A 13,815-nucleotide genomic window follows, 5' to 3' on the forward strand; every position below is an offset into this window, starting at 1 on the left:
GATGCGTGTCCCGCTTTCCTGGCTGCGGGAGTACGTCGACCTGCCGGCGACCGAGACCGGCCGTGACGTACAGACCAAGCTCGTCGCCGTCGGCCTGGAGGTCGAGACGGTCGAGAAGCTCGGCGAGGGTCTGACCGGCCCGCTGGTGGTCGGCCAGGTGCTGACCATCGAGGAGCTGGAGGGCTTCAAGAAGCCGATCCGCTTCTGCACCGTCGACGTCGGCGACGCCAACGGCACCGGCGAGCCGCAGGAGATCGTCTGCGGCGCCCGGAACTTCGCCGTCGGCGACAAGGTCGTCGTGGTCCTGCCCGGCGCCGTCCTCCCCGGCGACTTCAAGATCTCCGCGCGCAAGACGTACGGCAAGAAGTCGCACGGCATGATCTGCTCCGGCGACGAGCTGGGCATGGGCGACGACGGCAGCGGCGGCATCATCGTGCTGCCCCCGGAGACCGAGGTCGGCGCCGACGCCATCGAGCTGCTCCAGCTCGTCGACGAGGTGCTGGACATCGCGGTCACCCCCGACCGCGGCTACTGCCTCTCGCTGCGCGGCGTCGCCCGCGAGACCGCCACCGCCTACGGCCTGCCGCTGCGCGACCCGGCGCTGCTCGACGTCCCGCCGCCGAACTCCGGCGGATACGCCGTGAAGGTCTCCGACCCGATCGGCTGCGGCCGCTTCACCGCCCGTACGGTCAGCGGCCTGAGCCCCGAGGCGCGCTCGCCGATCTGGCTCCAGCGCCGGCTGCAGAAGGCCGGGATGCGCCCGGTCTCGCTCGCCGTGGACGTCACCAACTACGTGATGCTGGAGCTGGGCCAGCCGCTGCACGCCTACGACCGCGCCACGGTCCAGGGCCCGATCGGCGTCCGCCGCGCCACCGGCGGCGAGGAGATCACCACCCTCGACGGCGTCAAGCGCGTGCTGGACACCGAGGACCTCGTCATCACCGACGACCGTGGTCCGATCGGCCTGGCCGGTGTCATGGGCGGCGCCAACACCGAGATCGCCCGGGGCGTCAGCGACCCGGAGACCGGCGAGGTGCGCGGCACCACCGACGTGGTGATCGAGGCGGCGCACTTCGACGCGCTCTCCATCGCCCGTACGGCCCGTCGCCACAAGCTGTCGTCCGAGGCGTCGCGCCGCTTCGAGCGCGGTGTGGACCCGCAGGCGGCGTCCGCCGCGGCGCAGCGCACCGTCGATCTGCTGGTGCTGCTGGCCGGCGGCACCGCCGATCCGGGCGTCACCGAGATCGTCTCGCCCAGCGCCCCGCGCACCCTCACCATCCCGGCCTCGCACCCGGACAAGGTCGCCGGTGTCGAGTACGGCCGGGAGACCGTCGTCCGCCGCCTCCAGCAGGTCGGCTGCGACGTCTACGGTCAGGACGAGCTGGTCGTCACCGTGCCGTCCTGGCGGCCGGACCTCACCGACCCGAACGACCTCGCCGAAGAGGTCATCCGGCTGGAGGGCTACGAGAACCTCCCCTCCACGCTCCCGCTGCCGCCCGCCGGCCGCGGTCTGACCGAGCGGCAGCGGCTGCACCGCCGGGTCGGCCGGGCGCTGGCCGGTGCCGGGTACGCCGAGGCGCTGAACTACCCGTTCATGGGCGCGGCCGTCCTCGACCAGCTCGGCATCGAGCCGGGCGATGCGCGCCGCCGCACCGTCACGCTCGTCAACCCGCTCTCCGACGAGGAGCCCGATCTGCGCACGACGCTGATCCCGGGCCTCCTCGGCGCGCTGCGGCGGAACGACGGCCGGGGGACGCACGACCTCGCGCTCTTCGAGACCGGCCAGGTCTTCCTGCCGACCGGTGCCGAGAAGCCCGCGGTCCGGCTGCCCGTGGACCGCCGTCCGACCGACGAGGAGATCGCGGAGCTGAACGCCGCGCTCCCGGGCCAGCCGCGCCGCGCCGCCGTGGTGCTCGCCGGCGCCCGCGAGCAGGCCGGCTGGTGGGGCAAGGGCCGCCCGGCGACGTGGGCGGACGCCGTCGAGGCGGGCCGCAGCGTCGCGAGGGAGGCCGGTGTCGAGCTGATCGTCCGTCAGGACCAGCTGGCGCCCTGGCACCCGGGCCGCTGCGCCGCGCTCGTGGTGACCGTCGGCGGCGCGGAGGAGGTCGTCGGCCACGCCGGTGAGCTGCACCCGCGCGTCATCAAGGCGCTGGGTCTGCCGGAGCGCACCTGCGCGATGGAGATCGACCTGGACCGCGTCGAGGCCGCCGCCGACGGCCCGCTGCGGGCGCCGCGGATCTCGTCGTTCCCGGTGGCCACGCAGGACGTCGCGCTCATCGTCGACGCCTCGGTCCCGGCCGCCGCCGTGGAGGCCGCGCTGCGCTCCGGCGCGGGCGAGCTGCTGGAGTCGCTGCGGCTGTTCGACGTCTTCAGCGGTGAGCAGGTGGGTGCCGGGAAGAAGTCGCTGGCGTACGCGCTGCGCTTCCGCGCCGCCGACCGCACGTTGACCGCCGAGGAGGCGTCGGCCGCCCGTGACGCGGCGGTCGCGGCCGCCGCCGAGCACACCGGGGCGGTGCTGCGAGGCTGACGGTGGACCGTGCCGTTGACGGCACGGGGCACACGAAGGAGTGAGGGCACGACCGGCACCGCCGCCGGTCGTGCCCTCGCCTTTTCCGGGAGCCCGCGTCACCCTCCCACGGGGCCGCCCGCAGGGCTCTGAAAGGCCCGGACGAGGCGGCGACACCTCCCGCGCGACAGGCGGTGTACCGGTTCTTCAGCCACCCCGCGCCACCCCCTTCCGAAGCCCCCGCGCACCCCCGCGGGGCGCATTCGCGCAGGTCCGGACGCGCCCTTGTGTGCGCCCCGTACCACCTCACCCGATGGAGTGATACAGATGCGCACCGTGGGGGTCCGGGCACGTAACGTCGACACAATCGTTGCGGCCGATACGGCCCGCCGTCCGTAGGACAGGGGCGGCTCGACCGCCGCGCAGCCCGCTGTGGGAACCACAGGCAAGGGGGACCATCGGCATGATCCGTAGTCGGGTGAGCGACGGAGCGCGCGCCGACGTCACACGCACCCGGTGGACCTTCGTCCTCGCCCTGCCCGGCCTGTGGGTGTTCGCCGTGCTGGCCTGGGAGCTGTCCTGGCCCAGCAGCGGACAGCTGCTCCAACTGCTCGCCGCCGCCCCGGCCATCGCCTGCGCGGGCACCGGCCGCCGGCTCTGCGTCGTGATGGGCGGTCTCTGCGCCCTCCTCGCCCTCGTGCCGTTCGACGGCGCACCGCCGATCGGCCCCGGGCTGCCCGCCCGCGCCGTCAACTGCGCCGCGATCCTCACGGTGGTGTGCGCCAGCTATCTGACCGCCGGGCGGCGGCTGCGGCTGGTGCGGGAGCTGGTCCGCGCCCGGGAGGTGGCGGCCACCGCACAGCGGGCGCTGCTGCCCCCGCTGCCGCCGCGCATCGGCACGGTCGCCCCCGCCGCCCTCCACCTCTCCGCCGACGAGGGCGCCTCGATGGGCGGCGACCTCTACGACGTGGTGGCCACCCGGTACGGCGTACGGGCGGTGATCGGCGATGTGCGCGGCCACGGGCTGGCGGCCCTCGCCACGGTCGCCGCGATGCTCGGCTGCTTCCGCGAGGCCGCGCACGACGAGGCCGAACTGAGCGGTCTGCTACGGCGGTTGGAGCGCGCGCACGCCCGTCATCTAGCCGGGCGCGACCCGGCCACGGACGCCGCGCCGCTCGGTCCGGACTCCGAGGAGTTCGTGACGGTGCTGCTGCTGGAGGTCGCGCCGGACGGCACGGCCCGGGCGCTCAACTGCGGTCACCCGTGGCCGTACCGCGTCGCGCCCGGTGTGGTGGAGCCCGTCGTCCGCGCGGAACCGCTGCCGCCGCTCGGCCTGTTCCCGCTGCCCCGCGCGCTGGAGACGACGGAGTGCGGGCGGCTGACGCCGGGGGAGGGGCTGCTGCTCTACACCGACGGCGCACATGACGCGCGGGGCGTGGACGGCGGGTTCTTCCCGCTGGTCGAAACGGTGCGGCGGTTCGCCGGAGCGCGGGCGGACGCGGTGGTCGGCGGCGTCCACGACGCCTTGCTGCGGCACGCCCGCGGGCAACTCACCGACGATGTGGCGCTGGTGATGCTGAGCGCCGCACCGCCGCGCGCCCCCGCCCCGGCGCCCGCGGGCCCCGGCCGCCCGGCGGCCCGCGTCGAGGAGCCCGCCCCTCCGCGGCCGCAGGGCCCGGTTCCCCGGCGTCCGGCCCGGATGGGCGCGTCGGGCGAGCGGGCCCGGTCCGCTGCCGCCGCCCCGCACACCGCCGGTGACGAGGCGTCTTCACACCCCGTGTGAGCCGCGGTTCACTACCCTGGACGTACGGAGTCCGTACGGCGAAGAGGCCGGAGCCCGCGGCCCGTGGGCGGGCCCGGCGTACCGGGAGGCCGGTTGATGGAGCCCAATACCCTGCTCGACGCGATCCTCGACGAGGCGGGCATCTCGCACGCCGGCCTCGCGGCACGTATCAACCAACTCGGCCGCCATCGCGGCCTGGCACTGCGCTACGAACACACCGCGGTGGCCCGCTGGCTCAAGGGCCAGCGCCCGCGCGGCCAGGTGCCCGACCTGATCTGCGAAATCCTCGCGGCGCGGCTGCACCGGCCGGTCGGCCTGGACGACATCGGTCTCGGCCGCCCCGGGGCACGCCGCTCCGCCACCACCCCGCTCTCCGGCTTCGTCGAACGCGCCACCGCCCTGTGGCGCTCCGACGAACAGCAGCGCGCCCACGTCGTGGACGCCCCGGCGCTCACCGGGACCTCCGCGGTGATGCCCGTGTGGGAGTGGGAGAACCCGCCCGAGGACTCCGACGTCTCGCGGGACGGGCAGGCGCGGGTGGGGATGGCCGACATCGAGATGCTGCGCGCGGCCCGCACGCACTACGAGCATCTGTACCGCAAGGCCGGCGGGGTGGCGACGCGTGCGCGGATCGTGGGGTTCCTCAACACCGAGGCGGCGCCGCTGCTGCGCGGCGCCTACAGCGACGCGACGGGCCGTCAGCTGCACCGCGCGACAGGCGGGCTGGTCGCCGTCGCGGGCATCTGCGCCTACGACTCGGACGCGCTCGGCCTCGCACAGCGCTACTTCCACCAGGCGCTGCGGCTCGCCAAGGCGAGCGGCGACCGGGGGCTCGGCGCGTACATCATCGCGCTGCTGGTCAACCAGTCGCTGTTCTCGCGCGAGTACCGCCAGGCGGTGGCCTTCGCGGAGGCGGCGTTGCGGACCGCGGGCCCGCAGCTCACCCCGGCGCTCGCCGCCGACCTCTACGCGATGCAGGCCAAGTCCTACGCCCGGCTCGGTGACGGCGCGGGCGCACTCGCCTGCATCCGGCAGGCGGAGGCGGCGGCCGAGCGCATCCGGCCGGGCCTGGAGCCGGCCGAGACCGGCTACGTCCAGCCGGGCCTGGTGAACGTCCAGGTCGCGGAGGCGCTGCTGAGCCTCGGTGATCTGCGGGCCGCACGGGAGCAGGCGGACGCCGCCGTGGACACTCCCGCACACGACCGGGGCCGGGTCCACCGGCTGGCGATGCTCACCCACATCGAGCTGCGCCAGGGTGACGCGGACCGGGCCGCGGCCAACGCGGCGCAGATGACCGAGCGGGCCAGGGGCGTGGAGTCCCAGCGCTTACGGGACCGGCTGCGGGCGGTACGCGAACATCTGGCGGAGACCGGTAGCTCCGCGACCGACGCGGCGGCCGATCTCATCGACGAGGTGCTGCGCATACCGCTGTAGGTCGATCCCGCACCGGGCCCGTGTCACCTTGCCGGATCTACGCGGAAGGTGGCAGACAGTGCGTTGGAACAATCTCGCGGAAGAGACCGTGTACGAGAATCGCTGGTTCCGGGTGAATCTCGCCGATGTGCGGATCCCCGACGGCCGGCACCTCGACCACTACCTCATCCGGATGCGGCCGGTGGCCGTCGCCACGGTGGTCAACGAGGCCAATGAGGTGCTGCTGCTGTGGCGGCACCGCTTCATCACCGACTCCTGGGGCTGGGAGCTGGCCGCGGGCGTCGTCGAGGACGGCGAGGACATCGCGGTGGCGGCGGCGCGGGAGATGGAGGAGGAGACCGGGTGGCGGCCCGGTCCGCTGACCCATCTGATGTCGGTGGAGCCGTCCAACGGCCTCACCGACGCCCGGCACCACATTTACTGGTCCGACGAGGGCACCTACACGGGCCCGCCGCAGGACGGCTTCGAGTCGGACCGCCGGGAGTGGGTGCCGCTGAAACTGGTGCCCGACATGGTGGCGCGGGGTGAGGTGCCCGCGGCGAACATGGCCGCGGCCCTCCTGATGCTCCATCAGCTCCGCCTCGGCTGAGGCGGGTCGATGCCCGGCACCGCCGTCCTCGGGCGGCGGCGCCGGGTGCGGTCACCTGGCCAGCACCTGCCAGACGGTCACCGCCACCGCCGCCACGGAGGCGAGCGCGGCCACCGACGGCAGCGGCCAGCGACCGTGCTCCAACTGCGCGATGCGGGCGTTCAGCTCGTCCGCATCGCGCTCGTACTGCGCGGACCGCTGCGCGAGCAGCGCCAGTTCGCCGTCGACGCGGGCGGTGCGTACGTCCAGACACCGCCTCAGCTCCGCCACATCGGTGGCTACCAGCTTGCGTTCAGGGTGGGCGGTCACTTTCCGTTTCCTCTTTTCCGCTGTCGCGACATCCGTCGTCCGGTTACGAGACCAGTCAACTGCCCGGAAGGGGGAGGCGGGAGTGTGTGTGCCGGACTTCTGTGGGTCAGTGGCGCACACCCCGTGTGAAGTCACGGAGAGTGAGAAAAGGGGGAGGTGGATGGGGCTCCGGGGGAAAGTGGGGACAGTGCGACGGCCCGCCCCCGGAAGGCGAATTCCAGGGGGCGGGCCGTCGGGTGTCCGGGGTGCGGGCGGCTCAGTACGAGTAGAACCCCGACCCGCTCTTGCGCCCCAGCCGTCCCGCGTCGACCATGCGGGCCAGGAGCGGCGGCGCGGCGTACAGCGGCTCCTTGTACTCCTCGTACAGGTCGGCAGTAGGCGCGGCCGCCGCTGTGACCTGCGGATTCAAGGACGACTCGGGGTCTCCCGGGCGCCCAGGGATTTCCCAGGGACATTCGACCGTGGGTCTTGTCCCGATGAGGGATCTTGATCGAACCACTCATCCATCGCGGCGATCCCTCGCTTGCCCGCCTCGGGCATGAAGTGCGCGTAGTGCTTCAGCGTGGTCTGCGGTGAGGCGTGCCCGAGCCACTCGGCGACGCTGACGAGCGACTCGCCGGCTTCGAGCTGAGTGCTTGCATACGTGTGCCGGAGCACGTGGAACATGTCCTCGCGTGAGAGCTCGTGAACGGGGTACCGACGAGCGCGGCCACCGTGCGTCTCGGTCTTCTCGCCGATGACCTTCAGGACTCCGACTGCTGCCAATGCCGGCCGCCAGCTCCTCTTGTTCCACGTCGAGCAGTTGACGCGCTTGCCGTGCGAGGTGCTCAGAACCAGCCGGACGGAGATCGGCTTGCGCTGTCGAGCTTCCAGCTCGCTCGTCGGCGGCTCCGGATTGCGCCACGGGAGGGTGCAAGTGACCGGAGGGAAACGACGTAGGTGCTCCTTGGCCCGCCTGGCGAGGTTGGGGGAGACAGGCACGTCTCGCGTCTTACCGCCTTTCGGCAGGCAGAAGTACGGCCTTCCCTGGAGTCCCACCGCAGCTGTCGGCGGATGTGTACGACGCCGGCACCGAAGTCGAAATCCTCCTCGCCGAGGCCGAATGCCTCGCCTTGCCGAAGGCCGAGGCCGACGCCGAGGTCCACTTCGATGTGGTACCGCTCCTGGAGCGCCGCACGGACAGCCTCAACGGTTGCCCTGGACCACGCCTTCGCCTTCTTTCGGGCGGGCCTCGGCGCCTTGACCGTCCGGTGTGCCTTGCAGGGGTTCTTGACCAGACGGCCGTCATCGACGGCGGCTTCGAGAATCGTGGACAGGTGGATCCAGATCACCTGAGCCGTGGATGCCTCGACCCGCGTCAGCAACTGGGCCTTCCAGGCACGCAGCGCGGCAGCGTCGATGTCCCGAAGCTCTGTGGTGCCCAAGAGCGGGATGATGTGGTTCCAGATCTTGCTGCGCATGGACGCGGCCGTCGACGGCTCGTCCGACCGGCTCGGCCACCAATACTTCTCGACGTACTGGGTGAGCGGGATCGCCCCGTCGCGAGGGTCGATGAACTCGCCACGCGTGGTGTCGGTTTGTGCGTTGGCGAGCCACTGCTTGGCGTCCTCGCTCGTGTCGAAGGAGCGGTCGCGGACGCCCGGTATGCCCTTCACCCGGTAGCGATTTCCCTTGCCCCACAGGGCTGTGCGTTCCCGTTTTCCGGTGTCCTTGTTGGGCTTCTTCTTGAGCCAGCGATCTTCTATGTAACCCGACAAGGGGTGTTCTGAGATGGGGATGCCGGTTGGGTGTAGCTATCCATGACGCTCGATTTCCCCCTCGTTGACCTGTGGTTTTGCCGGTAAACCTACGTTGGCATGAGGTCCCCGCACGGTTCCAGTAGTGGGTGTCTGCCGTGGGCGAATGGCAGTGGTCGCGGTTCGACGTGGATTTCGGCTAATCAGTTATTTCCGGCTGGAGTTCGATGTGCCACGCTCCGCGGGCGAGGCCGGTCACCCCGTCGGGGGCGACCGGCCTCGGCGCCGCGTACCGGCAACTCGCCCTGCGTGAGCTAGCGGGCTCGGATCTCCTCGACGCGATCCCACAGCCGTCGGGGACAGGCGACCGCCATGACGGAGCCGCACCCCGGAGGGCACGGTGAGAGCTTGCCCATTCTAGTGGGGCTGACCAGCGCGTTTGCGGCCTTCTGCGAGCGGTGACGCTTAGTATTCGAAGTCGATCTCTGTTTCAGCCTCCGGTCGTCCCTCAAGGCTCGCTGACCTGCGTGCGAGTACTCCCCGGGAATTCCCTCGCCACCTGACCGCTCGCACCTTACGAGCGCCGCCAATCCGACGCGTTCATGACCTACTGGCGGACGCTTTAAGCCGAGATGTTCCGACACAACAGGAAGGCAGGACCCAGGTGAACCCGGGCCCCGCCACATGGCATTTCCCCCTTGTCCTGCTACGAGATGAGGGAAAACGGGTCCCCGTGGGAGTAGCCCGCCAGTTCCGCCCTTCGCCGTGGCCAGGGACGTGCTCAATATCTGTTGGCCGGTGCCGGCATCCGTTCACCTGCCGTCGCAGAGGTAAGCCCGTGGACCGCCGTTCTCCAGCACGCGCGCAAGGCGGTGGCCGGTGTTGCGGACAGGCGCCGGTCGAAGAGGTCCAGGAGGCCCGCGACGGAGGCCGCTTCGGTGCCGAGTGTGTCGGCGGTCTCCGCGAGGGTTAAGCCTGCGAGCCGGTGTAGGACGACGGCGTCGGCTTCGCCGGCAGGAACGAAGCGGTACAGCGCGCTGGCCGGCGCGCCCCCGGTCGCAGTGGCGCGCCGGATGCGACGGGTGAGCGTGGACCACGCGACGGCGGCGGTGCGCGGGCCGGCCAGAGCTTCGTGCCAGGTGAGCACGAGATCCCCCAGGGCGTGCTGCAGTACGTGGGTGGCGGTGATGCGGTCGGCGATGACCTGGCAGACATAGCGCTGGTAGGCATCGTGGTGGAGCTGACAGAACGCCAGGAAATCGACGGGCAAGGCCACCGTGACGGAGTCGCTGACTCTGTGACGGGGGCGCGCGGCGGTGGCGCCGGCGGGAGAGGGCAGCAAGGAGTTCCCCGAAGAGTGGAGAGCGAGTGGTGGTCAGCCGAAGGCACCGGCCGGCAGCCGGGGCCCGTCGTCGCCTGGGTCTCGTGGCGTGCGGGAAAGATCGTCGACGCGTTCCCACAGCACGCGCAGATCGTCGACGTCGCCGTACAGCGCCCGCGTCAGGTCCCGCACGACCGGCCATCGCAGGCACGCGGCGGGGGGCAGTCTGGGGCCGAGGAGTTCGGTGACGTCGTCCATGAGCAACTGCACGTCAGGGCGCCGCAGCAGCAGGTGCAGGTCGGGCTGGAGGCCGGCCAGGTGCAGACCCCGCAAGGCGCCCTGAAGGGCGTGGACAGCATCCTCATACGTGTGACAGCCGTCATCGACTGCGGGCGGCAGCCCGTTGGCAAGATTCCACAGGTAGATCAGGTCTTTGGAGTCGGCATCGCAGGCGTGCGCGAAGGCTTCCGTGACCTCCCAGGACGGGGTTCTGCCGCCGACCATGATCCGGTAGACGTACGACGTGGAGACCTCCATGCGCGAGGCCAGGGTCGACATCGGGCGTTCGCCCCACCTGCTGCGACGCAGATGGGACAGGGCGTGGGCCAGACGGCTGCCGGGCTCACCCGGCCGGGAGCGGTTGGCTTTGCCGACGATGACACGTCGTGACGCATGGGGCGTGAGCACCGTCCGGGTCTGGGCGGGGCGGCGCTGTTGGCGCCGCTGGAGCGCCTTGTTGACCTTCTCTTCCGAGAAGTTCCGCTTGAGCGTGCTCTCCGATGCCTGCATGGTCTTGGCGATCTCGGGCCAGGTGACGCCGTTGTCCTTGGCCTGGCGGATCGCGACGGCGATGCCGTCGGCGGTGTCGCGCTGCAGGGCGACGTAGTTTTCGAGGAGTTCAAGAGGCAGGGCCGGCACAGGCCGGCGTGCACTGCGGTCGACGGCCTGAGCGCGGGCGAGGGTGGACTTGCCGATGCGGCGGACAGCGTCGTCGTAGAGGCGTGGCGACGTGGCCGTCGTGCCGTTCCGCGTGCGGTAGGAGGCGCTACGGCACTTCGTGCTGCAGTAAGTCCGGTGCCGGCCGGTCGCGGGGTGGCTGATGGGGGTACCGCATACAGGGCAGGTGCTGGTCTTCGTCATGGAAGTTCCCAAAGCGAACGAAGGTGTGGAGGTAGCTCTACACGGGGCACCGCGCGGAGCTTTCGTCGCGCGAGGGGCGCGATGTGGGCACGCGTTGGCACAAAAGGCACATGAGGGCGCGCCGGAACACAGCAGTCCGCGGGCGGGGGGCCGGCAGTCCCGGCTGCCGGACCCCCGCGTCCTCTACACCACCGTCGTGCAGCGCAGATGGAACGCGGAACGGTTCGCGACGGCGGCCAGCGGCGTCGCCACCCCGACGAGAACGAGAGCCGGCGCGCCGTAGATGAGCACGAGACCGAGGACGGCCGCGGCGACGAACGCGCCGCCGCCGATGGTGACACGCGTGTCCACAGACGTTTGACGTTGGCAAATGCGGTGCATGCTAGTTTCGAATCCGCTGGTCAGTGCCTTGTGCAGGCAGCGCACCAGACGCGAAGGAAAAGGCACGTACGCCTCCTTGAACTTCGTGGTCACGGGTGGTTGAAGGGCCCTGAGGGATGGTTGTCCGCCGAGCTCCCAGGGTCCTTTGGCCCAAAACCCTAGCCCTTTCCGCATACGGAGAGTCGCCAAATCATCACGAAAGCGCGATAGCTGTTCATCGTATGTAAGAAAGCAACGGGCATCCCGCCCCGCCCACGAACAGCGGTTCCCTTGTCGCGCATGCCCTCTGCCGGGATGACCGGCTTCGCCATATGCATCTGCGAATGACCAGGCGTCGCTGGTGCCCCAATGTTCGACCACCACAAGTGGAATTTCATCTTCCAGCGCAGGTGCAAGGGCCACCGCCGCCTCAAGGGGCCCCCGTTCAGCATGGGCTAGAGGGCTTCACCTTCACAAAGACCACACACCCACCTCTCGCTCCCACCACGACCGAAGGCAGCGCAGCCGAAACCCCAAGAAGGGCCATGGCGCCCGCCTGCACCCGACGGCATACGCCCTGCCGCGGCCTTGCCCTTAACCCCGCGCGACGCGGCTGATGGCGTCCGCGTGAAGACTCCACCCCACCTTGGCCCTCCGCAGGGGCCACCGGTCTGTCGGCCGTTGGGCCGCTGCGCGACGAGCGCGAGGCGGTCGATGCGGATGGACAGCGGATCCTCGGGTGGTTGGACAGCTCGACGCGCATCGCCTGCCGGTCCGCCGCCTGCTCTGCAGTGTGGTCGTAAGGGTCGAAGGCGTGGCTGCATGATTCGCGCGGTGGTCTTCGATGTCGGTGAGTGCCTGGTCGATAAGACGCGGGAGTACGGGACCTGGGCTGATTGGTTGGACGTTCCTCGGCACACCTTCGCGGCGATGTTCGGCGCGGATATCGCTCAAGGATGCGACTACCGTGATGTGTTCCAGGAGTTTCGGCCCGGCTTCGATCTCTACGCAGAGCGGGAGAAGCGGGCTGCGGCCAGCAGCCCTGAGCACTTCGATGAGAGTGGCCTGTACCCCGATGTACGCGAGGCGTTCGCCGCTCTCCGTGCCGCTGGCCTGTGGCTGGGCATCGCGGGGAACCAGACCGTGCGTGCCGGTGGCCTCCTGCCTGAGCTGTTCTCCAAGGACATCGACCTGATCGGCACGTCCGACGACTGGGGCGCGAGCAAGCCGGATCCTGCGTTCTTCGAGCGCGTCGCCGCGGTTGTCCCTGCCGAGCCCGGCGAGATCCTGTACGTCGGTGACCGAGTCGACAACGATCTCCGGTCCGGGGGCGCGGCCGGAATGCGTATGGCGTTGATCCATCGTGGCCCTGGGCGACGATCCAGTGAAATACGGCCGAGGCGCGTGACCTCCCGACGTTCCGGATCGAATCGCTGATGGATCTTCCAGGGGTCATCGAGAAGTTCAATGCGCAAGAGAGCTGACCGTCGTCGCCCACCCGTAGAGCCGTTCGTCCAGGTACCGGACGCACTGCTCGTGCTGGTGCGGGGCCAGCTTCCGCCGTACGTCGAACGCGGTTCATGCCGGTGGCGTATCAGCGTGGTCAGCAGGGTGTACACGGAGTGGGGCCCGCGGTGGCCGACGGCAGGATGGCAACGCTGATGTCGGCGAACCCGGCCTGGCCCAACGCCCCTGTCCGGACCGGTTTTTGAAGAACCCACCGAAGCATGTCGCGCCTTGCCGTGCGGGACCTTCGCGAGGATTCCGGCGGGTCACCATGGCCTTCCCTCATACCTGCTGAGCAGGCAAGATTCGTACCCATGAGGGTTCTGGTGCTGGGTGGTACGTGGTTCTTGGGCAAAGAGGTCGTGCGCGGCACCCTGCGACGTGGGTGGGACGTGGCGACGTTCACTCGCGGACGCTCTGCACCTGACGTGCCTGGCACGACCCCATTTCATGGGGACCGGACATCGCCGGAGGATCTTCAGCGCCTTGCCGGGCACGGTCCCTGGGACGCCGTGATCGACACCTCCAGTTCGGACCTGCCGCCCCGCGACCCGCACGCTGCGCGACGCGGCGGCCCGCTGGGTGCACATTTCCACTGTTTCTGTGTACGGAGGGTGGCCGCACGCTCCTCTGATCGAGGATTCCCCGTTGCTCGTCTGCCCGCCTGACGCCGATGAGACATTTGGGTTCACCGGAGCCGACGGGTCGCCAACGGAGTACGGCTTCCAGAAGGCGGGAGGTGAGCGCGCCGTCACCGAGGTGTTCGGGGACCGGGCTGTGCTTCTGCGCCCCGGTGTCATCCTTGGCCCAGGTGAGTACGTCGGTCGGCTGCCGTGGTGGCTGAATCGGGCGTGCCGCGGAGGGCCCATCCTTGCTCCTGCACCGGCCGAACGCCGCATCCAGCCGGTCGATGTACGCGACGTAGCTGCTTTCGCTTTGGACCAGGCCGCCGGGGAGACAGCGGCAGGCGGCGCTGCGTACAACGTTGCGCACCCCGAAGGCATCGATTTCCAGGGCTTCTTGACCGCGTGCCTGGAAGTGACCGGCGGTGCCGGCCGCCCCCTGTGGGTATCTGCCGAGCGGCTGGCCAGCCACCATGTGACGCAGTGGACGGAGCTGCCGCTGTGGCGT

General features: G+C 70.5%; 10 protein-coding genes and 3 pseudogenes. 6 read left to right on the top strand and 7 right to left on the bottom strand.

Annotated elements, in window-relative coordinates; genetic code table 11:
• The first annotated feature begins 1 nt into the window (after position 1).
• The 4 genes from pheT to ACF1BH_RS09265 all read left to right on the top strand — a co-directional run bounded on the left by pheT (position 2) and on the right by ACF1BH_RS09265 (position 6,312).
• Positions 2-2,527: a phenylalanine--tRNA ligase subunit beta gene (gene pheT, locus ACF1BH_RS09250; RefSeq protein ID WP_391641802.1), complete on the top strand. Its 2,526-nt coding sequence runs from the start codon at positions 2-4 to the stop codon at positions 2,525-2,527.
• A gap of 457 nt (positions 2,528-2,984) precedes the next feature.
• Entirely contained in the window at positions 2,985-4,289 is a 1,305-nt protein-coding gene (locus tag ACF1BH_RS09255; RefSeq protein ID WP_391641803.1) for a PP2C family protein-serine/threonine phosphatase, read from the top strand.
• A 96-nt stretch (positions 4,290-4,385) separates the two neighbouring features.
• Positions 4,386-5,723 (top strand): transcriptional regulator, encoded by a 1,338-nt coding sequence (locus ACF1BH_RS09260; protein WP_391641804.1) that lies wholly within the window; start codon positions 4,386-4,388, stop codon positions 5,721-5,723.
• A 58-nt stretch (positions 5,724-5,781) separates the two neighbouring features.
• Complete coding sequence (locus ACF1BH_RS09265; protein WP_030278332.1) at positions 5,782-6,312, top strand: NUDIX hydrolase; 531 nt, start codon at positions 5,782-5,784, stop codon at positions 6,310-6,312.
• Positions 6,313-6,363: 51 nt separating this feature from the next.
• Here the strand turns inward: ACF1BH_RS09265 and ACF1BH_RS09270 are convergent, their stop codons facing one another.
• The 7 genes and pseudogenes from ACF1BH_RS09270 to ACF1BH_RS09300 form a co-directional block, all read right to left on the bottom strand.
• Positions 6,364-6,621, bottom strand: coding sequence for a hypothetical protein (locus tag ACF1BH_RS09270; protein WP_391641805.1), 258 nt, complete (start codon positions 6,619-6,621; stop codon positions 6,364-6,366).
• Between the two features lie 256 nt (positions 6,622-6,877).
• Positions 6,878-6,988, bottom strand: a pseudogene (locus ACF1BH_RS09275) (3-hydroxyacyl-CoA dehydrogenase family protein); the annotation flags it as partial.
• Positions 6,989-7,026: 38 nt separating this feature from the next.
• Entirely contained in the window at positions 7,027-7,287 is a 261-nt protein-coding gene (locus tag ACF1BH_RS09280; protein WP_391642193.1) for a tyrosine-type recombinase/integrase, read from the bottom strand.
• Between the two features lie 161 nt (positions 7,288-7,448).
• The gene (gene xerC, locus ACF1BH_RS09285; protein ID WP_391641806.1) at positions 7,449-8,378 is read right to left on the bottom strand and encodes a tyrosine recombinase XerC; all 930 of its coding nucleotides are present in this window, start codon (positions 8,376-8,378) and stop codon (positions 7,449-7,451) included.
• Between the two features lie 760 nt (positions 8,379-9,138).
• The gene (locus tag ACF1BH_RS09290; protein WP_391641807.1) at positions 9,139-9,633 is read right to left on the bottom strand and encodes a hypothetical protein; all 495 of its coding nucleotides are present in this window, start codon (positions 9,631-9,633) and stop codon (positions 9,139-9,141) included.
• A gap of 99 nt (positions 9,634-9,732) precedes the next feature.
• Complete coding sequence (locus tag ACF1BH_RS09295; RefSeq protein ID WP_391641808.1) at positions 9,733-10,818, bottom strand: helix-turn-helix domain-containing protein; 1,086 nt, start codon at positions 10,816-10,818, stop codon at positions 9,733-9,735.
• A gap of 183 nt (positions 10,819-11,001) precedes the next feature.
• On the bottom strand, positions 11,002-11,292 hold the full coding sequence (locus ACF1BH_RS09300) for a hypothetical protein (protein WP_391641809.1): 291 nt from the start codon (positions 11,290-11,292) through the stop codon (positions 11,002-11,004).
• Between the two features lie 708 nt (positions 11,293-12,000).
• On the opposite strand from ACF1BH_RS09300, the pseudogene ACF1BH_RS09305 reads away from it, so the two are divergent.
• Positions 12,001-12,662 (top strand): annotated as a pseudogene (locus ACF1BH_RS09305) (HAD family hydrolase).
• Between the two features lie 625 nt (positions 12,663-13,287).
• Positions 13,288-13,614: pseudogene (locus ACF1BH_RS09310) on the top strand (NAD-dependent epimerase); the annotation flags it as partial.
• Positions 13,615-13,815: the final 201 nt, after the last annotated feature.

Origin of the sequence: Streptomyces sp. NPDC014733, from assembly GCF_043083385.1 — a bacterium.
In the GTDB taxonomy this organism is placed as follows: Bacteria; Actinomycetota; Actinomycetes; order Streptomycetales; family Streptomycetaceae; genus Streptomyces.

Coding starts and splice junctions, on each gene's coding strand:
- ACF1BH_RS09280 (WP_391642193.1), bottom strand. CDS start 7,287: ATGTTCCACGTGCTCCGGCACACGTATGCAAGCACTCAGCTCGAAGCC.
- ACF1BH_RS09260 (WP_391641804.1), top strand. CDS start 4,386: ATGGAGCCCAATACCCTGCTCGACGCGATCCTCGACGAGGCGGGCATC.
- ACF1BH_RS09295 (WP_391641808.1), bottom strand. CDS start 10,818: ATGACGAAGACCAGCACCTGCCCTGTATGCGGTACCCCCATCAGCCAC.
- pheT (WP_391641802.1), top strand. CDS start 2: ATGCGTGTCCCGCTTTCCTGGCTGCGGGAGTACGTCGACCTGCCGGCG.